This is a genomic window from Azotobacter chroococcum, assembly GCF_002220155.1.
Lineage (GTDB): Bacteria > Pseudomonadota > Gammaproteobacteria > Pseudomonadales > Pseudomonadaceae > Azotobacter > Azotobacter chroococcum.
Genome location: NZ_CP011835.1, coordinates 544,055 through 563,249, shown reverse-complemented (window position 1 = coordinate 563,249; position 19,195 = coordinate 544,055). Strand labels below are relative to the sequence as shown.

The window sequence follows — 19,195 nt, the reverse complement described above, 5'->3', positions numbered from 1 at the left end:
AACCATTTGTCATGGATTGCCCGGGCGCAGGGGTGGCTCCTGCGTCACCCTCACGGCGCAACCGACGGGAGAGAGGAAATGGGCGAGGCCCTGGGAAGAATTCTGGTGGTCGATGACGAGCACGACCTGCGCGCGCTGCTGCAGCGCTATCTGAGCGACCAGGGCTATGCGGTGCGCACCCTGGACGGCGGCCAGCGGCTGGAGCACCTGCTCGGCCGCGAGCGTTTCGACGTGCTGGTGCTCGACGTGATGATGCCCGGCGAGGACGGCCTGTCGCTGTGCCGGCGCCTGCGCGCGCAGGGCGAGACCATTCCCATCGTCATGCTCACCGCCCGCGGCGATCCGCTGGACCGCATCATCGGCCTGGAGATGGGCGCCGACGACTACCTGCCCAAACCCTTCAACCCGCGCGAGCTGCAGGCGCGCATCGAGGCGCTGATCCGCCGCCAGCGCATGCTCGGCGCCCACAGCGGCCCGCTGCCGGGCGACGGGCGGATCGGCTTCGGCCCCTTCAGCCTGCACCTCGGCGAACGGCGCCTGAGCCGCGACGGCCGCGACATCCCCCTGACCAGCGGCGAGTTCGCCCTGCTCCAGGCGCTGGCCCGGCACCCACGGCGGCCCCTCGGCCGCGACCGGCTGATCGAGCTGAGCCGCGGCCGCGACCACGAGGCCAGCGACCGCAGCATCGACGTGCAGGTCATGCGCCTGCGCCGGGCGATCGAGGACGATCCGGCGCAGCCGCGCTACATCCGGACGGTCTGGGGGCTGGGCTACGTGTTCATGCCCGACGGCCGCGCGGAGGACCAGCCATGAGGCTGCTGCCGCGCAGCCTGTTCGGCCGCAGCCTGCTGCTGATCGCCCTGCTGATCCTGCTCGGCCAGCTGGGCGGGGCGCTGCTGGCCCGCCGGCTGATCCTCGAACCGCGCCTGGAGCAGATCGCCGCCGGCGTGGCACACAATGCGACGGCCCTGCGCGCCAGCCTGCTGGCGTTGCCGCCGGCGCAGCGCACGGCCTTCGTCGCCCGCTTCAACGCGCAGGCCCTGGCCGGCCACAGCATCGCCGGCGGCGACGGGCCGCCCACCCCGCTGCCACCGCTGGAGCGGAACTTCGCCCGGCGCCTGACCGAGCGTCTGGCCGGCGACGACCTGGAGGTGCACTGGCTGCGCGAGGCCGGCGGCGGCCCGGTGCTGCGCCTGCGCCTGGAGGGCGAGGACCTCTGGCTGGCGGTGCCGGGCATCCTGCCGGAGCGCCTGTTCACCGGCACCTGGCTGTTCGCCTCGCTGGGCGCCGGACTGCTGGCGCTGGCCGGCGCCCTGGCGATCCAGCGCCGCCTGAACCGGCCCCTGACCCGCGTGGTGCTGGCCGCCGAGTGCCTCGGCCGCGGCGGCGAACCGGAACCTCTGGCGGAGGACGGCCCGGAGGAAACCGCCAGCCTCAGCCGCAGTTTCAACCGCCTGCGCGACAGCCTCGCGCGCAACGAACGCGAGCGCGCCCTGATGCTGGCCGGCCTCTCCCACGACCTGCGCACGCCGCTGGCCAAACTGAGCCTGGGCGTGGAGATCCTCGCCGGCCGCGACGAGCCCGAGGTGGCCGCCAGCCTGCGGCGCAGCATCGCCGAGATGGACGCACTCGTCGGACAGTTCCTCGACTTCGCCCGCGACAGCCGCGAGGAACCGGCGGTGGTCGGCGAGCTCGACGTCCTGGCCCGGGAGTTGGCGGCCGCCTACGCCGACCACGGCCAGCCGCTGCTGCTGGAGCCGGGTGCGCCGCCGCCGGTGCGGATGCACCCGGCGGCGCTGCGCCGGGCGCTGACCAACCTGCTGGAGAACGCCTGGCGCCACGGCCGTCCGCCGGTCCGCCTGCGCACCGGCATGGACGGCGACAGCGCCTGGCTCGAGGTGATCGACAGCGGCGCGGGCCTCGGCGGACGGGACGCCGAGGCGCTGAAGCAGGCCTTCCGCCGCGGCGAGAACGCCCGCGGCGGGGCGCCGGGCGCCGGCCTCGGCCTGGCCATCGCCGAGCGCATCGCCCGCGAGCACGGCGGCCGCCTGGAACTGTCCGAGCGGCCCGGCCAGGGCCTGCGGGCGCGGATCGGCCTGCCCCTGCACCGCGGCTGAAAGCGGGCAACGAATACAGCCCCCCGCCCTCTCCTGAAGCAGCCTGCGTGCTGCCCGCACCAGCTCCGCCCACCGCTCCGTTATCGCTCGAACCCGCCCTGCAGCCCCCTGCCGGATCACTCCTCGAACACATGCCCCTTCGCAGGGCCAAGGCTGCCTGCCGGCAGTGCAGCCTCGCCATGTCCTCCGGGAGCAGACGCACCGGAACAATGCACAGCCCGGGCACAATACGCCAGAAGTGGTGCAGAAAACCCCTGAAAAGCGCAAGGAAATCTCTTTTTCAGAAGTTTTTTGATGGTTGGCAAGCCCTGTGCTTATCTCAAAAACAGCCTTACCGGATCATCCTCAAGACCTGCGCGGAACACGCGCACTGCAACCCTCAAGGACAGACGAGTCATGTTCAAGAAAACGACCCTCGCCCTCACCACCGCCGGCGCCATGGCCGGCAGTTGCATCGCCGTGGCGGGGACGACGGTGGATACGCCGCTCGGCGAGTTCAGCGTCAGCGCCAACGCCACCCTGGCCACCGAGTACATCTTCCGCGGCATCTCGCAGACCAAGGGAGACCCGGCCATCCAGGGCGGACTGGACATCGTCCACGAGAGCGGCCTGTACGTCGGCATGTGGGCCTCCAACGTCGACTTCGAGACCTCGGACGCCCCGGTGGAATACGACTACTACGTCGGCTACGGCAGCAACATCACCGAGGCCCTGGCCTTCGACGTGGGCTGGCTCAAGTACGACTACCCGGGCGACGACCTCGGCAACTCGGACCTGAACTACAGCGAGTTCTACGGCAGCCTCTCCGCCTACGGCTTCAAGGTCGGCATCAACTACTCGGACGACGTCAACAGCGACAACAACGTCGTCTACTCCTACATCGGCTACAAGCGCGACCTGCCCTACGGCGTGGGCCTGTCCATGCGCTTCGGCAAGTACGACTTCAAGGACGACACCTTCTTCAAGGACGGCGCGAGCAAGGGCGAGGACGCCTACTACGACTGGTACGTCGGGGTGAGCAAGGAGTTCGTCGGCCTGCAGTTCGGCCTGGCCTATACCCAGACCGACCTGAAGGACGAGGAGTGCGAGAACTTCACCGGCAACGACACCCACTGCGACGCCAACTTCGTCGCCTCGGTGTCCAAGACCTTCTGACCGTTCGCACTCAGTAGCCGCCGCTCCCCGCGGGCTCCGCGGCGCCGCCCTTGAAGCGGCCCGCCAGGGCCTTCATGGCGCGCATCAGCAGGCTGGTGTCGACGCCCACCGCGACGACCAGCTCCAGGTAGCGGCGCGCCCGCGCCTCGTCCGTGGCGAGGATGCCGGCGGCCTTGCCGGCGCGGCGGATGCGCGCGATGCCGTCCTCGATGGCCGCCACCACCGCCGGATGGCCCGGCGCGCCGCGGTGGCCCATGGACGCGGAGAGATCCGCCGGGCCGATGAAGATCCCGTCCACCCCCTCGACCGCGGCGATGGCGTCGAGATTCTCCAGTCCCCTGACGCTCTCCACCTGGACCAGCAGGCACATCTGCGCGTCGGCTTCGTCCAGGTAGTCGGGGATGCCGTTCCAGCGCGAGGCGCGGGCCAGGGAAGCGCCCACCCCGCGGATGCCATGCGGCGGGTAGTGCATGGCGGCGACCAGGCCCTGCGCCTGCTCGGCGGTCTCCACCATGGGCACCAGCAGGGTCTGCGCGCCGATGTCGAGCAGTTGCTTGATCAGCACCGGATCGCCGACCGGCGGACGGACCACCGCCTGGCAGGCGTAGGGCGCCACCGCCTGCAGCTGGCCGAGCAGCGAGCGCAGGTCGTTGGGCGCGTGTTCGCCGTCGAGCAGCAGCCAGTCGAAGCCGGCATTGGCCGCCAGTTCGGCGCAGTAGGGATCGGCCAGGCCGACCCAGACGCCAATCTGCGCCTCCCGGCTCAGGCGCTGCTTGAAGGTGTTGACGGGCATCTGCATGGTTCGCTCCTTGAAAGGGGGCAGGAAGGAAGGCCTGGGACGGAGGCAGGCAGTATCATGCCCGGCCTGCCGGTAACAGCCTGATACCCGCAGGTTAAGCCCACCTGCCGGTCCATGTCCCCTTCGGAGAAACGCCCATGGAGATCCGCCCCGCCACGCCCGCCGACATCCCGGCGCTGTGCCGCCTGCTCGACCAGCTGTTCGCCCAGGAAGCCGAATTCACGCCCGACCGCACGGCGCAGCAGCGCGGCCTGGCGGCGATCATCGACGATCCGGCGGTCGGCGAGATCCTGCTCGCCCACGAGGACGGACAGATCCTCGGCATGGTCAACCTGCTCTATACGGTTTCCACCGCGCTGGGCACGCCGGTGGCACTGCTCGAGGACATGGTGGTGGATGCCGCGGCCCGCGGCCACGGCCTCGGCACACAGCTTTTGGAGGCGGCCATCGCCACCGCGCAAAGCCGCGGCTGCCGGCGCATCACCCTGTTGACCGACGCCGACAACCTCGACGCCCAGCGCTTCTACGCCCGCCAGGGCTTCGCCCGCTCGCCGATGATCCCCCTGCGCCGGGCGCTCGATCCACAGCCGTAGGGCGGGTGCAACCCGCCGATTTCGGTGCGGCCCCGCGCCATGTTCGGCGGGTTTCATCCCCCTACGACCTGTACCCCGAGCCGGGCAGGGTGGACAAGCCGGCGGCGTTGTCCGCCCTACAGCCCCAGCGGCTTCGGGTCAGGCCTTGCCCTGCTCGGCCAGGGCCACGGCGCGGAACATGGCGCGGCGCTTGTTGATGGTTTCCTCCCACTCTAGCGCCGGCACCGAGTCGGCGACGATGCCGCCGCCGGCCTGCACGTGCAGCTCGCCGTCCTTGATCACCGCGGTGCGGATGGCGATCGCCGTGTCCATGTTGCCGTTCCACGCCAGATAGCCGACGGCGCCGCCGTAGACCCCGCGCTTGACCGGCTCCAGCTCGTCGATGATCTCCATGGCGCGGATCTTCGGCGCGCCGGAGAGGGTGCCGGCGGGCAGGATGGCGCGCAGCGCGTCCATCGCCGTCAGCCCGTCCCTGAGCTGGCCGGTGACGTTGGAGACGATGTGCATGACGTTGGAGTAGCGCTCGATGACCATCTGGTCGGTGACCTTCACCGAGCCGGTGTCGGCGACCCGGCCGACGTCGTTGCGGCCCAGGTCGATCAGCATCAGGTGCTCGGCCAGCTCCTTGGCGTCGGAGAGCAGGTCCTTTTCCAGTGCCAGGTCGGCTTCCTCGGTCGCGCCGCGCGGGCGGGTGCCGGCGATCGGGCGCACCGTGACCAGGCCGTCCTCGACGCGCACCAGCACTTCCGGGGAACTGCCGACCACGTGGAAGTCGCCGAAATTGAAGAAATACATGTAGGGGGTCGGGTTGAAGCAGCGCAGCGCCCGGTACAGGTCGATGGGCGCGGCCTTGAAGTCGATCGACATGCGCTGCGAGGGCACCACCTGCATGCAGTCGCCGGCGAGGATGTACTCCTTGATGGTGTCCACCGCGCGCTCGTAGTCTTCGCGGCCGAAGCTGGCGCGGAATGCCGGCTCGGCGCCGGGCGGGGCGGAAAGATCGATGCCCTGGCGCGGCGCCAGCGGCTGGCGCAGCTTTTCCAGCAGCGCCTGCAGGCGCGCCTGGCCCTGCTCGAAGGCCTCCGCCTCGCCCGGATCGGCGAGGACGATCAGATGCATCTTGCCGGCCAGATTGTCGAACACCACCACCGCGTCGGAGACCATCAGGAGGATGTCCGGGGTGCCCAGCGGGTCGGGGTTCGGGCAGTGGGCGAGCTTCTTCTCGACGTAGCGCACGCAGTCGTAGCCGAAGTAGCCGACCAGGCCGCCGTTGAAGCGCGGCAGCCCCGGCAGGGTCGGCACCCGGTAGCGCGCCTTGAAGGCTTCGACGAAGGCCAGCGGGTCTTCGCAGTCGTGGCGCTCCACCTCGACATCGTCGACGCTGACCGAGGCGCAGTACCCATGGACGCGCAGCACGGTGCGCGCCGGCAGGCCGATGATCGAGTAGCGGCCCCACTTCTCGCCGCCCTGCACCGACTCCAGCAGGTAGCTGTGCGGCGCGTCGGCGAGCTTCAGGTAGATCGACAGCGGGGTGTCGAAGTCGGCGAGGGTTTCGCAGGCGAGCGGAATGCGGTTGTAGCCTTCGGCGGCCAGGCGCAGGAATTCTTCGCGGGTCATGAATCAGCCTCGTGGCGGGCGGGAATTACGGGAAAGGGGCAAACGCGCCGGCGAACCGGCAGGGGATGTCGTCAGGCGCGCCAGCGCCAGCGGGCCAGGGCCTTGATGACCTTCATCCAGAGTTTGCGGGAGACCACCACGATTGCGTTTCTCTCGGGGGCGGGATGGACAAGCCGGGTAGGACGGGCCATTCCTGGTCCATCCCCCCAAGAACCGTGCGTGCGACTTTCACCGCATACGGCTCAAGCCAAGAGACTCGGCCGGCAATGCACGAATGTTGCGCGCGACTATACCACTTATAATAAGCCGCTGTGGAGCAGCTCAACCTGTCTTTCCGGGCTGTGGGCCAGTGCATGGCCATTCGGGTGAAGCAGCACGCGATTACTCAGGATGTCCGGTCCGCCGTCCACCCGCCTGACGATCGCCGTTGGTGATCTCCCGCACCTTCCGGTAGAACGCCGAGACCCGAGTGGCGCCGTTCACTGATCGCCTACAACGCAGGAATGCGTGACGGCGTAATGTCTACGCGATGTGCGCAGCGAAGCCAGACCGATCCGGAGCAATATCCGGCCGCAACGTGAGTTTCGGGATATCGTACGCACCAGCGTTCTGTGGGCGGAACGGAATCGGCGTAGTCTTCCAAAGATCGTCGAGACGTTGTCCGAGCGCGTCACAAATCCCTGAAAACCTTGCTTCGTCCATTCGGCTTGTCCGATAGACCACGAACGGCGGCAAGACGTCGAAGCCGGGGTAATACAGAATTCCATGCTGGATGGGGAACAGGATATCGTCGATCGGGCCATTGATGCCCCGCAGGCCGTAATGGGACTCCCAGCCGCCCGCCGTGACGATCAGCATCGCTCGTTTTCCCGCCAGCGTGCCTTCCCCGTAGCGATCGCCCCAGTGGCTGTCGGAGTGTTCCCCCACGCCGTAGGCGAAGCCATACGCATAGACGCGCTCCACCCAGCCCTTGAGGATCGCCGGCATCGAGAACCACCACAGGGGAAACTGCAGGATGAGGGCATCCGCCCAGCGCAGCTTGTCCTGTTCGCGCGCAATGTCTTGGCTCTGCGTGCCGCTCTCGAACGCCCGCCTGGAGTCGAGGGAGGGATCGAAGCGCGTATCGGCCCGCCGGTCCGTACTGTCGTCGGCGTCGAGCGTCGCCTTCCAGTGCATGGCATACAGGTCCGATACCTGGACGACGTGCCCAGCCTTCTCGAGGCGCTTGACCGAAAAGTCCCTGAGCGAGCCGTTCAATGACCGGGGTTCAGGGTGGGCATGGACGAGCAGAATATTCATGGCTGGGCCTCCGTTGCTGGACAGGAGCAGAGTGGGGCCTTGCCGGATATATTGGAAATGAATATCCAATATTCCAGGTATTGTCATGAACAATCTCAGGCGGCTGGATCTCAACCTGCTGGTGACGCTTGATGTGTTGCTCTCGGAACACAATGTGACCCGTGCGGCGGAGCGCCTGAACCTCGCCCAACCCTCGGTCAGCGTCCACCTCGCCAAGCTGCGGGACATCTTCGGGGACCCCCTGTTGCTGCCGGGGCCGCGAGGCATGCGGCCCACCGCGCGGGCCGACGAGCTGCGCGAACCCTTGCGGCAAGCACTGGAGGCGCTCGAGCGCGCGGTATCGCCCGCCAGCCCCTTCGACCCTGCCGAGGCCCGTCATGCGTGGCGCGTCGCCGCGTCCGACTACAGCGAGTCGGCGATCCTGCTGCCAGCCCTGAGCGGCCTGCGTTCGGTGGCGCCCGGTACGCGACTGGCAGTCCTTCAAGTTGTGCCGTCACGCATCGCCAGGCAGGCGGAACGGGGGGAGATCGATCTTGCCTTGCATACCAGTGAGGAGGCGCCGTCCGGCCTGCATCGCCGCGCGCTCTTTACGGAACACTATGTTTTGGTGAGCCGCACGGGTCATCCTCGCCTGAAAAGACGACCAACGCTGGCGCAGTTCTGCGAACTTGAGCACCTGATGGTGTCGCCGGATGGCGGGGGATTTCGCGGCATCACGGACGAGGCGCTCGCGGAGGTGGGCCTGACGCGCCGGGTGGTGCTTTCCGTTCCGCACTTCCTGTTCGTGATGTCGGTCCTGGCAAGCACTGATCTCGTGGCGATGTTACCTTCGCGCCTGGTTCGCAATACCAGTGCGTTGCAGGTTGTCGAGCCACCGGTTGATGTACCGGGCTTCGAGATGGCCATGTTCTGGCATGAACGCTCTCATCGCGACCCCGCCCATCAATGGCTGCGCGAGTACATCGCAGATTCAGTGTGATCCGTGCAGAGCGCTGCACTCTCAGGCTCGATCGATGATCAGGGAAACCGTCCAGCCAAGCAACGACACGAGCATGCGTGTCGCCCCGCGAGTGGTCACATCAGCGCAGCCGCGGGTGTCGAATCAACCAACCCGGACAGCACGTCGAGCACCAGCGCCGGCCCCTCCTCGGCGATCGGCCGGCCGTGGTTGTAGCCGTAGGACAGCGCCACGCAGGCGACCCCCGCCGCCCGGGCGGCGAGCACGTCGTTGCGCGAGTCGCCGACGAACAGCGCCTCCTCCGCCATCACGCCGGCCTGCTCCATCACCCAGAGCAGCGCCGCCGGATCGGGCTTCTGCTGCGGCAGGGTGTCGCCGCCGACGACCCAGCGGAAATAGCCGTCCAGGCCCTTGTCGGCCAGCAGTTCGGGCAGGAAGCGCGCCGGCTTGTTGGTGATCAGCGCCAGCTGCACGTTCCGTTCGCGCAGCCAGTCGAGGGTTTCCAGCACGCCGGGATAGATGCGGGTCAGCCCGTGGCTGTCGGCGTAGGCCTGCATGAACAGCGCCAGCGCCGTCTCGGCCTCGGCTGCGTCCACACCGTCGTGGCGCAGGTCGCCGGCCAGGGCGCGGCGCACCAGCACCGGCGCGCCGTTGCCGATCCACAGGCGCACCCGCTCGATGCCGGCCGGCGCGCGGCCGAGCTGGACGAGCATGCGGTCCACCGCCGCCGCCAGGTCCGGCACCGAATCGACCAGGGTACCGTCGAGGTCGAACATCGCCAGCCTCGGCAGGCGCCCGCCGAACAGGCCGTGCAGCGGCGTCGTCATGGGCGCACCCGGGCCAGCTCGGCGCGCATGGCGTCGATCACCGCCTTGTAGTCGGGCTGGCCGAAGATCGCCGAGCCGGCGACGAAGGTGTCGGCGCCGGCGGCGGCGATCTCGGCGATGTTCTTCACGTTGACCCCGCCGTCGATCTCCAGGCGGATGGCGTGGCCGCTGGCGTCGATCAGCGCGCGCGCCTCGCGCAGCTTGTCGAGGGTGCGGGGGATGAACTTCTGGCCGCCGAAGCCGGGGTTGACGCTCATCAGGAGCACCATGTCGAGCTTGTCCATCACGTACTTCAGGCAGTCCAGCGGGGTGCCCGGGTTGAACACCAGGCCGGCCCTGGCGCCGCCGTCCTTGATCAGTTGCAGGGAGCGGTCGATGTGCTCGCTGGCCTCGGGGTGGAAGGTGATGTAGCTGGCACCGGCGTCGAGGAAGTCGCCGATGATGCGGTCGACCGGCTTGACCATCAGGTGCACGTCGATGGGGGCGGTGATGCCGTACTTGCGCAGCGCCGTGCAGACCATCGGGCCGATGGTCAGGTTGGGCACGTAGTGGTTGTCCATCACGTCGAAGTGGACGATGTCGGCGCCGGCGGCGAGGACCTTGTCCACCTCTTCGCCCAGGCGGGCGAAGTCGGCGGAGAGAATCGACGGGGCGATGGCGAAGGGCTGCATGGGTACCTCGGAACGGCTTGCGGCAAAGGCGTGCAGTTTCCCCCGTCACCGCCGGTGCGGCAAGGGCGGCGGTCCGCCCTGCCCTTGCCGGGAGAGCGCGTCAGCCCAGTTCGTCGAAGCACTCGGCAAGAATCGCCAGGCCGCGGTCGAGCAACTCGTCCGGCACGGTCAGCGGCATCAGGAAGCGCAGCACGTTGCCGCAGGTGCCGCAGGACAGCAGGATCAGGCCCTTGTCGCGGGCCCGGGCGACGATCTGCCCGGTCAGCGTAGTGGCCGGCTTCCCGAGGTCGCCGCCCTCGCACAGCTCTATGGCGACCATGGCGCCGAGGCCGCGCACCTCGGCGATCGACGGGTGGCGCGCCTGGATCGCCCAGAGCCCCTCGGTCAGCCGCGCGCCGATGCTGCGGGCGCGCTCCAGCAGGCGCTCCTCCTCGAACACCTCGAGCACCGCCAGCGCCGCGGCGCAGGCCAGCGGACTGCCGGCGTAGGTGCCGCCGAGCCCGCCGGGGGCAATGGCGTCCATGTACTCGGCCTTGCCGCACACTCCGGCCAGCGGGAAGCCGCCGGCGATGGACTTGGCGAAGGCGGTGAGGTCGGCGGCCACGCCCATCTGTTCCATGGCGAAGAAGGTGCCGGTACGCCCGGCGCCGGTCTGCACCTCGTCGGCGATCAGCAGGATGCCGTGCCGGTCGCAGATCGCCCGCAGGCCGCGCATGAACTCCGGCGGGGCGACGTTGAAGCCGCCCTCGCCCTGCACCGGCTCGACGACGATCGCGGCGATGTCGCACGGTTCGGCGTCGTTCTTGAAGATCCGCTCGACGCTGGCCAGCGCCTCGGCCACCTCGACGCCGTGCAGCGCGCTGGGATAGCGGGCGCGGAACACGCCGCCCGGCAGCAGGCCCATGCCGGCGGCGTAGGGGACCTTCTTGCCGGTCAGCGCCAGGGTCATCAGGGTCCGCCCGTGGTAGGCGCTGGTGAAGGCGATCACCCCGGTGCGCCCGGTGGCCGCGCGGGCGATCTTCACGGCGTTCTCCACCGCCTCCGAGCCGGTGCTGACCAGCAGGGTCTTCTTGGCGAAGTCGCCCGGCACGCGCTCGTTGAGTTTTTCGCACAGCTCGACGTAGGGCTCGTAGGCTAGCACCTGGAAGCAGGTGTGGGACAGCTTGTGCAGCTGCGCCTCCACCGCCTGGACGATCTTCGGGTGCAGGTGACCGGTGTTGAGCACGGCGATGCCGCCGGCGAAGTCGATGTACTCGCGCCCCTCCACGTCGACCACGCTGCAGTTGTGCGCATGCTCGGCGAAGATCGGGTGGATCTGCCCGACGCCGCGCGGCACCGCGGCGATCCGGCGTTGCATCAGGGATTCGTTGGTCCTGCTCATGGGGTCCTCTCTGGCCGCGCGGCGGCGCTTCGCTCAAGGAGAATCGGGCGCCGGCGGCAGGCGCGGGCGCCCGGTCGGCCTTCCTTTTGCCACTCTAGCGCAGGGGGCGGCCGGCCGGGAGCGCTCCGTTCGGAGGCCTCAGCGAAAGCCGTGGCGGTCGCGGACCAGCCGGTAGGCCTCGTGCAGTTCGCGGGTGCGCGCCGTGGCGCTGTGCAGCCGCGCCGGGCTCGCCCCGGCGCCGGCCAGCTTGTCCGGATGGTGCCGGCTGAGCAGCCGGCGATAGGCACGCTTGACGGTATCCGGATCGCTGTCGGCGTGGATGCCGAGCAGGCGCAGGGCCTGCGCGTAGCCGTCGGCCTCGGGCGGTGCCGGCAGCGGCGCGCAGTCGCGGCCGAGCGCCTCGACCTGGGCGCTGCTGCGCCCCAGCCAGCGCCCCCAGAGCAGCACCAGCTCGCGCTCGGCGGGCGACACCCGGCCGTCGGCCCAGGCCATCCGCCAGCAGGCGCGCAGCAGGCGCTCGACGCGCTCGGCCTGGCCGCTCAGGCGCTGCAGCGAGCGGCGCAGTCCGTCGACGCCGAGCATGCCGTGGGCGAAGATCCGGCTGGCGACCTGTCGCGCCCGCTCATCCAGGCCGAGCTCGCCCATCTCGCGGCAGGCCTGACGCAGATGGGCTTCCTGCACCGGCCCCTCGCGCCGCGCCAGGCGACCGAGCAGATGGAACAGCAGCTCGTGGTCGTCCTCCGCCGGGCGCAGGCCCAGGCGCTCGGCCAGCTGCCGCCAGGAACGCAGCTTCAGGCGGCGGTCGAGCAGCAGGCCGAGCAGAGCGCCGAGTGCCGCCCCGGGCAGTCCGCCCAGCAGCAGACCGGCCAGGGCGCCCAGCAGGGCGAACGGCCAGACCACCTCAGCACGGCTCCGCCAGCAGCCGCTCGACCTCGGCGAGACGTTCGTGGGTGCCGACGTCCACCCAGCGCCCGCGGAAGTGCTCGCCGCCGACCTGTCCCTCGGCCATCGCGGCAAGCAGCAGCGGCGCCAGCTTGAAGGCCCCCGGCCGGCAGCCGGCGAACAGCGCCGGGTCGAGCACGGCGATGCCGCTGTAGGTCAGCCCGGCCTGCTCGCCACGGGCACAGGCGCGGCCGTCCTCGAGGCGGAAGTCGCCCTCGGGGTGGTGCGCCGGGTTGTCCACCAGCACCAGGTGGGCGAGGCCCGCAAGCGGCCGGCGCAGGCCGGCGAAGGCGTAGTCGGTCCAGATGTCGCCGTTGACCAGCAGGAAGGGCGCCTCGCCGAGCAGCGGCAGGGCGCGGTGGATGCCGCCGCCGGTCTCCAGCGGCTCGCCCTCAGCCGAGTAGGCGATGCGCACGCCGAAGCACGCGCCATCGCCCAGGTAGGCCTCGATCTGCGCGCCGAGCCAGGCGTGGTTGATCACCAGTTCGCGAAAGCCTGCAGCGGCCAGGGCGCGCACGTGGTACTCGATCAGCGGCACGCCGCCGGCGCGCACCAGCGGCTTGGGGGTGTGCAGGGTCAGGGGGCGCAGGCGCTCGCCCTTGCCGGCGGCCAGGATCATCGCCTTCATGCCGGCTGCTCCGCGGGGCGCGGCAGGCCGGCGAGCAGCGTGCCGAACTCGGCCAGCTCCGGCCGGCGCGCCAGCACCGCCTCGATGTAGCGGAAGAAGCGCGGCACGTCGGTCAGGTACTTGGGCTTGCCGTCGCGATGGCAGATCCGCGCGAAGATGCCGATCACCTTGAGGTGGCGCTGCACGCCCATCAGGTCGCTGGCGCGCAGGAAGTCCTCAAGCCGCGCCTGCACCGGGATGCCGGCCGCGCTCGCCTTCTGCCAGTAGCGCTCCAGCCAGACGTCGACACGCGCCTGCGGCCAGCTGAGGAAGGCGTCCTTGAACAGGCAGGTGACGTCGTAGGTGACCGGGCCGTAGACCGCATCCTGGAAATCCAGCACGCCGGGGTTGGGCTCGCTGAGCATCAGGTTGCGCGGCATGTAGTCGCGGTGCACCAGCACCTTCGGCTGGGCCAGGGCGCTGTCCACCAGCAGGTCGCAGATGCGCTGCCAGGCGGCCAGTTGCTCGCCCTCCAGGGTGAGGCCGAGATGGCGCTGCAGATACCAGTCGGGGAACAGCTGCAGCTCGCGACGCAGCAGGGCATCGTCGTAGCTCGGCAGGCCGGCGTCCAGCGGCAGACCCTGGAAGGCCAGCAGAGCTCCGAGGGCGTCCTCGAACAGCGCATCGGCATTGCTCTCGTCGATGACCTCCAGGTAGGTCTGCCGGCCGAGATCGGTCAGCAGCAGGAAGCCCTGCTCGAGGTCGGCGGCGAGCACCTCCGGCACGTGCACGCCGGCCGCGGCGAGCAGCCCGGCGACCTTGACGAACGGCCGGCAATCCTCCTGGGGCGGCGGCGCATCCATGACGATCAGGCTGCGTTCGCCGTCCTCCCAGCGGAAATAGCGGCGAAAGCTGGCATCGCTGCTCGCCGGGGTCAGGCTCGCCGGCCCCGGCGTCGCCCAGCCGTATTCGGCGAACAGCGCCGGCAGACAGCGCTCCAGCCAGCGCTCGAGGTTTTCCAATCGACCATCCACAGACATCTACTACCCCCTACTTCCACGGACCTAGCCGTTGCCAGACGCATTGATTTATTATGGTTGATCTTACTCCAGCCTATCGCAGGCTGTGCCGCACCGGCTGTTGGCGCACAGGAAGCCCGGACATAAACTCAGATGGCCCTCACTCCTCCCCGCTCTTTGTTCCGCAGAAAGTTCCCTCTTCTGGTCACCGGTAGCCTGTTGGTCCTGGGTTCGGCCCACCTGCTCGCCGCCGAGCAGTTCGACTGCCAGGCCTCCGCCACCGGCGGCTGGGACTGCGCGCCGAAGGCCAGCGCCAAGCCCCGGCCGCCACGCCCGCACGAGGCCGGCACCGCGGCAGCCGCCGGCGAACCGGCCGGCCCTGGCCGGGAGGAGGCGCCGGCGACCCTGGTCACCGAGAGCGAGGGCTTTGCCCTGGCCTCGCGCAGCGCCGACTACAGCCACCTGGACTGGGTGCCGCGGGAGAAGCTGACCCCGGCGCAACTGGCGGAAGCAGGCCCCTACTGCGCCGGCGCCTACATCGAGCCACCGCGGGTGGGCATGGACGACGACACGCCGATGCGCGATGCGCCGACCTACGTTTCCGCCCGGGCCTCGCGCTACGACCAGGAGAAGCAGATCGCCTCGATCGCCGGCGACGTGGTCCTGCGCCAGGGCAGCATGCAGGTGGAGGCCGACGAGGCGCGCCTGCACCAGCTGGAGAACAAGGGCGAGGTGGCCGGCAACGTCAAGATGCGCGACAAGGGCATCCTGGTCGTCGGCGACCGCGCCGAGCTCCAGATGGACAACGGCGAGGTGCGGGTGGATAACGCCGAGTACGTCATCCACGGCGCCCACGCCCGCGGCAGCGCGCTCATCGCCAAGCGCGAGGAAACCGCGATCATCCGCCTCAGGGACGGTACCTACACCACCTGCGAACCGGGCAGCAACGCCTGGACCCTGAAGGGCAAGAACATCAAGCTGAACCCGGCCACCGGCCAGGGTAGCGCGACCAACGTGACGCTGCGGGTGAAGGATCTGCCGGTATTCTACACCCCGTACATCCGGTTCCCGATCGACGACCGTCGCCAGTCCGGCTTCCTGACGCCGAGCTTCGGCGTCTCGGGCGACAGCGGTCTCACCCTGCAGGCGCCCTACTACTTCAACCTGGCGCCGAACTACGACGCGACGCTCTACCCGACCTACATGGCCGATCGTGGCACGCTGCTGGAAGGCGAGTTCCGCTACCTGACCAAGACCAGCGAGGGCCAGGTCGGCGCGGCCTACATGGGCAACGACAAGGAAGACGAGCGCGAACTGCAGTCGGACTACGAGGACCAGCGCTGGATGTACAGCTGGCAGCACACCGGCGGGCTGAGCTCACGCCTCTTGGCCGAGGTCGACTACACCGACATCAGCGACCCCTACTACTTCCAGGACCTGCAGACCAACCTCGGCATCGACCAGCCGGACTTCCTCAACCAGCGCGGCAGCCTGACCTGGCGCGGCGACACCTACACCGCGCGCCTCAACGTGCATGCCTTCGAGCGCACCACCATCGCCGACCGCACGCCCTACGATATCCTGCCGCAGGTCAGCATCGACGGCTTCCTGCCGTTCCAGCCGTACGGCCTGAACTTCACCTACGGCACCGAGTACGCCAAGTTCGAGCGCGACCTGCGCACTGGCAACTTCATCAAGGAGAACGGTGAACCACAGATTTGGTATGACGAGTTAATCACGGGCCTGGACCGCGCCGAAGGCGACCGCACCCACCTGGAGCCGGGCGTCAGCCTGCCGCTGGAATGGACCTGGGGCTACCTCAAGCCCTCGGTCAAGATCGCCCACACCCGCTATGATCTGGATCTGGACGCCAAGGGCAAGGCCACGCTCGGCAGCCAGAGCTTCGACGACAGCCCGGACCGCACCGTGCCGCTCTACAGTCTGGACGGCGGCCTCTACTTCGACCGCAAGGTCAACTGGTTCGGCAAGGGCTTCCGGCAGACCCTGGAGCCGCGCATGTACTACCTCTACGTGCCGTACCGCGACCAGGAGGACATCCCGGTGTTCGACACCGGCGAGCACGTATTCAGCTACGCCTCGCTGTGGCGCGACAACCGCTTCAGCGGCAAGGACCGCATCGGCGACGCCAACCAGCTGTCGCTCGGCGTGACCAGCCGCTGGATCGAGGCCAACGGCTTCGAGCGCCAGCGCATCAGCTTCGGCCAGACCTTCTACTTCAAGGATCGCCGGGTGCAGATGCCGCGCGTCGACTACGAGAACCGCGACGACTCCGAATCCAAGGTCTCGCCCTACGCCCTGGAGTACATGTACCGCTTCAATCGCGACTGGCGCCTGAGTTCCGAATTCAACTGGGACCCGGACGACCACCACCCGCGCTCCAGCAACGTCATGTTCCACTACCAGCCGGCCGACAATCCGAACAAGATCGTCAACCTGGGCTATCGCTACCGCAACGACGTGATGCGCTACAACCAGTCCAACGGCACCTGGGACTACAGCACCGACTTCGGCAAGCCGGGCGACGAGAACTACATCAAGGACTACTACAAGATCGACCAGCACGACTTCTCGACCATCTGGCCGCTCGCCCCGCACTGGAGCGCCATCGCCCGCTGGCAGTACGACTACAGCCGCAGCCGCACCCTGGAAGCCTTCGGCGGCTTCGAGTACGACAGCTGCTGCTGGAAGCTGCGCCTGATCAACCGCTACTGGATCGGCTACGACGAGAATGACCTCGACCCGGACCAGAACGACGAAGCCGACAAGGGCATCTTCCTGCAGGTGGTGTTCAAGGGCCTCGGCGGCGTGATGGGCAACAAGGTGGAGGCCTTCCTCGACCAAGGCATCGAAGGGTACCTCGAACGTGAAGAGCAACAAAAAGCTAACTGAGCGCCTGCGCCCGCTGCTGCTGGCCACCCTGCTGCTCGGCAGCGCGGTGCACGCCGAGGTGCGCCCGCTGGACCGCATCGTCGCCATCGTCGACAACGACGTGATCATGCAGAGCCAGCTCGAGCAGCGCCTGCGCGAGGTCGAGCAGACCATCGCCAAGCGCGGCGCCCAGCTGCCTCCGCGGGACCAGCTCGGCGCACAGGTGCTGGAGCGGCTGATCCTGGAGAACATCCAGCTGCAGATCGGCGCACGCGCCGGCATCCGCATCGGCGACGAGGAGCTGGCCCAGGCGATGGCCACCATCGCCCAGCGCAACGGCCTGAGCCTCGAACAGTTCCAGGCCGCCCTGGCCCGCGACGGCCTGTCCTTCGACGACGCCCGCGAGCAGGTGCGCCGCGAGATGGTCATCAGCCGCGTCCGCCAGCGCGTGGTGGCCGACCGCATCCAGATCAGCGATCACGAGGTGCAGAACTTCCTCGCCTCGGAGCTCGGCAAGCTGCAGCTGTCGGAGGAGTTCCGCCTGGCCAACATCACCATTCCGCTGTCCGACGGCGCCTCCCCGGAGCAGATCCAGGCCGCCGAGCAGCAGGTGCTGGAGATCTACCGGCAATTGCGCTCGGGCACCGACTTCGCCCAGCTGGCGATCGCCCGCTCGGCCGGCGAGACCGCCCTCGAAGGCGGCGAGATCGGCTGGCGCAAGGCGGCCCAGCTGCCGCCGCCGTTCGACGGTCTGGTCAGCCAGCTGCCGGTCGGCGGCGTCACCGAACCGGTGCGCACCCCGGGTGGCTACATCATCCTCAAGCTGCTCGAAAAGCGCGGCGGCAGCGTCCAGGTCCGCGACGAGGTGCACGTCCGCCACATCCTGATCAAGCCCAGCGAGATCCGCAGCGAGACCGAGGCCAGGCGCCTGATCGAGCGCATCCACGAGCGCATCCGCAACGGCGAGGACTTCGCCGAGCTGGCGAAGAGCTTCTCGGAAGACCCGGGCTCGGCGCTGAACGGCGGGGACCTCAACTGGATCGATCCGAATATCCTGGTGCCGGAATTCCGCGAGATGATGGCCAATACTCCCGCCGGCGAGCTGTCGCCGCCGTTCAAGAGCCCGTTCGGCTGGCACGTGCTGGAAGTGCTCGGCCGTCGCGCCACCGACAGCAGCACGCAGGTCCGCGAGCAGCAGGCACTCAACGTGCTGCGCAACCGCCGGTACGACGAGGAGCTGCAGTCCTGGCTGCGCCAGATCCGCGACGAGGCCTACGTGGAAAGCAAGCTGTGAGCCCGCGACGCTTCGCCCTCACCCCCGGCGAGCCGGCCGGCATCGGTCCCGACCTGTGCCTGCTGCTGGCCCGCCAGGCCCAGCCCCAGGTGCTGATCGCCATCGCCAGCCGCGCCCTGCTCGCCGAACGCGTCGCCCAGCTGGGCCTTGCCATCGAGCTGCTTCCCGTGACGCCGGACGCCTGGCCGAGCACCCCCGCCGCGGCCGGCCGCCTGTACGTCTGGGATACCCCGCTGCGCGCCGCGGCGCAGGCCGGGCGCCTCGACCCGGCGAACGCCGCCTACGTCCTGGAAACCCTGAAGCGCGCCGGGCAGGGCTGCCTGGCCGGCGACTTCGCCGGCATGATCACCGCGCCGGTGCACAAGGGCGTGATCAACGAGGCCGGCATCCCCTTCTCCGGACATACCGAGTTCCTCGCCGAGCTGACCGGCACCCAGCAGGTGGTGATGATGCTCGCCACCGTCGGCCTGCGCGTGGCGCTGGTCACCACCCACCTGCCGCTGCGCGCGGTGGCCGACGCCATCACCGCCGAGCGCTTGGAGCGGGTGACGCGCATCCTGCATGCCGATCTGGTCGGCAAGTTCGGCATCGCCCGCCCGCGCATCCTGGTCTGCGGCCTGAATCCGCACGCCGGCGAGGGCGGCCACCTGGGCCGCGAGGAAATCGAGGTGATCGAGCCGACGCTCGAGCGCCTGCGCGACGAAGGCCTGCAACTGGTCGGCCCGCTGCCGGCCGACACCCTGTTCACTCCCCGGCACCTCGAAGACTGCGACGCGGTGCTGGCGATGTACCACGACCAGGGCCTGCCGGTGCTCAAGTACAAGGGCTTCGGCGCCGCGGTCAATGTCACCCTCGGCCTGCCGATCGTGCGCACCTCGGTCGATCACGGCACCGCGCTGGACCTGGCCGGCAGCGGCCGGGTCGACACCGGCAGCCTGCAGGTGGCGCTGGAAACCGCCTACCAGATGACCGCCGGCCGGCCGCAGGGCGGCTGACGCGGGAGGCGCTGCAGCCCTTGCGGGCTTTT

The 19,195-nt window shown here is 69.2% G+C and carries 17 protein-coding genes and 1 pseudogene; 8 read left to right on the top strand and 10 right to left on the bottom strand.

Annotated elements, in window-relative coordinates; genetic code table 11:
- Positions 1–78: 78 nt before the first annotated feature.
- The 3 genes from ompR (at position 79) to ACG10_RS02605 (ending at position 3,272) form a co-directional block, all read left to right on the top strand.
- Positions 79–813 carry an osmolarity response regulator transcription factor OmpR gene (ompR, locus tag ACG10_RS02615; protein ID WP_089167023.1) on the top strand — a complete coding sequence of 245 codons (735 nt, stop codon included), beginning with the start codon at positions 79–81 and terminating at the stop codon, positions 811–813.
- On the top strand, positions 810–2,117 hold the full coding sequence (locus tag ACG10_RS02610; RefSeq protein ID WP_089167022.1) for an ATP-binding protein: 1,308 nt from the start codon (positions 810–812) through the stop codon (positions 2,115–2,117). Before ompR ends, ACG10_RS02610 begins: the two co-directional genes overlap by 4 nt.
- Positions 2,118–2,513: 396 nt before the next feature.
- Entirely contained in the window at positions 2,514–3,272 is a 759-nt protein-coding gene (locus tag ACG10_RS02605; RefSeq protein ID WP_039801563.1) for a TorF family putative porin, read from the top strand.
- Positions 3,273–3,282: 10 nt separating this feature from the next.
- Here the strand turns inward: ACG10_RS02605 and hpaI are convergent, their stop codons facing one another.
- Positions 3,283–4,071, bottom strand: coding sequence for a 4-hydroxy-2-oxoheptanedioate aldolase (hpaI, locus tag ACG10_RS02600; protein WP_089167021.1), 789 nt, complete (start codon positions 4,069–4,071; stop codon positions 3,283–3,285).
- A 137-nt stretch (positions 4,072–4,208) separates the two neighbouring features.
- On the opposite strand from hpaI, the gene ACG10_RS02595 reads away from it, so the two are divergent.
- Complete coding sequence (locus ACG10_RS02595; RefSeq protein WP_089167020.1) at positions 4,209–4,664, top strand: GNAT family N-acetyltransferase; 456 nt, start codon at positions 4,209–4,211, stop codon at positions 4,662–4,664.
- A 138-nt stretch (positions 4,665–4,802) separates the two neighbouring features.
- On the opposite strand, the gene trpE is transcribed toward ACG10_RS02595, so the two are convergent.
- The 3 genes and pseudogenes from trpE to ACG10_RS02585 form a co-directional block, all read right to left on the bottom strand.
- Positions 4,803–6,281, bottom strand: a complete 1,479-nt coding sequence (gene trpE / locus ACG10_RS02590) for an anthranilate synthase component I (protein WP_089167019.1) — start codon at positions 6,279–6,281, stop codon at positions 4,803–4,805.
- Positions 6,282–6,352: 71 nt separating this feature from the next.
- Positions 6,353–6,439, bottom strand: a pseudogene (locus ACG10_RS24060) (phosphoglycolate phosphatase); the annotation flags it as partial.
- A gap of 364 nt (positions 6,440–6,803) precedes the next feature.
- Complete coding sequence (locus tag ACG10_RS02585; protein ID WP_089167018.1) at positions 6,804–7,580, bottom strand: NAD(P)H-dependent oxidoreductase; 777 nt, start codon at positions 7,578–7,580, stop codon at positions 6,804–6,806.
- 85 nt (positions 7,581–7,665) lie between these two features.
- Between ACG10_RS02585 and ACG10_RS02580 the strand changes: the two genes are divergently transcribed.
- Positions 7,666–8,559: a LysR family transcriptional regulator gene (locus tag ACG10_RS02580; RefSeq protein WP_089167017.1), complete on the top strand. Its 894-nt coding sequence runs from the start codon at positions 7,666–7,668 to the stop codon at positions 8,557–8,559.
- Between the two features lie 95 nt (positions 8,560–8,654).
- Here the strand turns inward: ACG10_RS02580 and ACG10_RS02575 are convergent, their stop codons facing one another.
- The 6 genes from ACG10_RS02575 to ACG10_RS02550 all read right to left on the bottom strand — a co-directional run bounded on the left by ACG10_RS02575 (position 8,655) and on the right by ACG10_RS02550 (position 14,006).
- Positions 8,655–9,365 carry a phosphoglycolate phosphatase gene (locus tag ACG10_RS02575; RefSeq protein ID WP_089167016.1) on the bottom strand — a complete coding sequence of 237 codons (711 nt, stop codon included), beginning with the start codon at positions 9,363–9,365 and terminating at the stop codon, positions 8,655–8,657.
- A complete protein-coding gene (rpe, locus tag ACG10_RS02570) occupies positions 9,362–10,036 on the bottom strand; it encodes a ribulose-phosphate 3-epimerase (RefSeq protein ID WP_089167015.1) in 675 nt (224 codons plus the stop codon). Before rpe ends, ACG10_RS02575 begins: the two co-directional genes overlap by 4 nt.
- 100 nt (positions 10,037–10,136) lie before the next feature.
- Entirely contained in the window at positions 10,137–11,417 is a 1,281-nt protein-coding gene (gabT, locus tag ACG10_RS02565) for a 4-aminobutyrate--2-oxoglutarate transaminase (protein ID WP_089167014.1), read from the bottom strand.
- Between the two features lie 138 nt (positions 11,418–11,555).
- The gene (locus tag ACG10_RS02560; protein ID WP_039801541.1) at positions 11,556–12,317 is read right to left on the bottom strand and encodes a DnaJ domain-containing protein; all 762 of its coding nucleotides are present in this window, start codon (positions 12,315–12,317) and stop codon (positions 11,556–11,558) included.
- 1 nt (position 12,318) lies between these two features.
- Positions 12,319–12,987, bottom strand: coding sequence for an N-acetylmuramate alpha-1-phosphate uridylyltransferase MurU (gene murU, locus ACG10_RS02555; RefSeq protein ID WP_089167013.1), 669 nt, complete (start codon positions 12,985–12,987; stop codon positions 12,319–12,321).
- Positions 12,984–14,006: an aminoglycoside phosphotransferase family protein gene (locus ACG10_RS02550; RefSeq protein WP_089167012.1), complete on the bottom strand. Its 1,023-nt coding sequence runs from the start codon at positions 14,004–14,006 to the stop codon at positions 12,984–12,986. The genes murU and ACG10_RS02550 overlap by 4 nt, the downstream gene beginning before the upstream one ends.
- A gap of 132 nt (positions 14,007–14,138) precedes the next feature.
- On the opposite strand from ACG10_RS02550, the gene ACG10_RS02545 reads away from it, so the two are divergent.
- Genes ACG10_RS02545 through pdxA form a run of 3 tightly spaced genes read left to right on the top strand, consistent with a single transcriptional unit; the run spans position 14,139 to position 19,163 of the window.
- Entirely contained in the window at positions 14,139–16,895 is a 2,757-nt protein-coding gene (locus tag ACG10_RS02545) for an LPS-assembly protein LptD (protein ID WP_089167011.1), read from the top strand.
- On the top strand, positions 16,870–18,168 hold the full coding sequence (locus tag ACG10_RS02540; RefSeq protein WP_089167010.1) for a peptidylprolyl isomerase: 1,299 nt from the start codon (positions 16,870–16,872) through the stop codon (positions 18,166–18,168). Before ACG10_RS02545 ends, ACG10_RS02540 begins: the two co-directional genes overlap by 26 nt.
- A complete protein-coding gene (gene pdxA / locus ACG10_RS02535) occupies positions 18,165–19,163 on the top strand; it encodes a 4-hydroxythreonine-4-phosphate dehydrogenase PdxA (RefSeq protein WP_089167009.1) in 999 nt (332 codons plus the stop codon). The genes ACG10_RS02540 and pdxA overlap by 4 nt, the downstream gene beginning before the upstream one ends.
- Positions 19,164–19,195 lie beyond the last annotated feature (32 nt).

Excerpts from the sequence above, each read along its gene's own strand:
- murU (WP_089167013.1), bottom strand. The coding sequence starts at position 12,987 with ATGAAGGCGATGATCCTGGCCGCCGGCAAGGGCGAGCGCCTGCGCCCC.
- ACG10_RS02575 (WP_089167016.1), bottom strand. The coding sequence starts at position 9,365 with ATGACGACGCCGCTGCACGGCCTGTTCGGCGGGCGCCTGCCGAGGCTG.
- hpaI (WP_089167021.1), bottom strand. The coding sequence starts at position 4,071 with ATGCAGATGCCCGTCAACACCTTCAAGCAGCGCCTGAGCCGGGAGGCG.
- ACG10_RS02580 (WP_089167017.1), top strand. The coding sequence starts at position 7,666 with ATGAACAATCTCAGGCGGCTGGATCTCAACCTGCTGGTGACGCTTGAT.
- ACG10_RS02545 (WP_089167011.1), top strand. The coding sequence starts at position 14,139 with ATGGCCCTCACTCCTCCCCGCTCTTTGTTCCGCAGAAAGTTCCCTCTT.
- rpe (WP_089167015.1), bottom strand. The coding sequence starts at position 10,036 with ATGCAGCCCTTCGCCATCGCCCCGTCGATTCTCTCCGCCGACTTCGCC.
- ACG10_RS02585 (WP_089167018.1), bottom strand. The coding sequence starts at position 7,580 with ATGAATATTCTGCTCGTCCATGCCCACCCTGAACCCCGGTCATTGAAC.
- ACG10_RS02610 (WP_089167022.1), top strand. The coding sequence starts at position 810 with ATGAGGCTGCTGCCGCGCAGCCTGTTCGGCCGCAGCCTGCTGCTGATC.
- ACG10_RS02605 (WP_039801563.1), top strand. The coding sequence starts at position 2,514 with ATGTTCAAGAAAACGACCCTCGCCCTCACCACCGCCGGCGCCATGGCC.
- ompR (WP_089167023.1), top strand. The coding sequence starts at position 79 with ATGGGCGAGGCCCTGGGAAGAATTCTGGTGGTCGATGACGAGCACGAC.
- ACG10_RS02595 (WP_089167020.1), top strand. The coding sequence starts at position 4,209 with ATGGAGATCCGCCCCGCCACGCCCGCCGACATCCCGGCGCTGTGCCGC.
- trpE (WP_089167019.1), bottom strand. The coding sequence starts at position 6,281 with ATGACCCGCGAAGAATTCCTGCGCCTGGCCGCCGAAGGCTACAACCGC.
- ACG10_RS02550 (WP_089167012.1), bottom strand. The coding sequence starts at position 14,006 with ATGTCTGTGGATGGTCGATTGGAAAACCTCGAGCGCTGGCTGGAGCGC.
- gabT (WP_089167014.1), bottom strand. The coding sequence starts at position 11,417 with ATGAGCAGGACCAACGAATCCCTGATGCAACGCCGGATCGCCGCGGTG.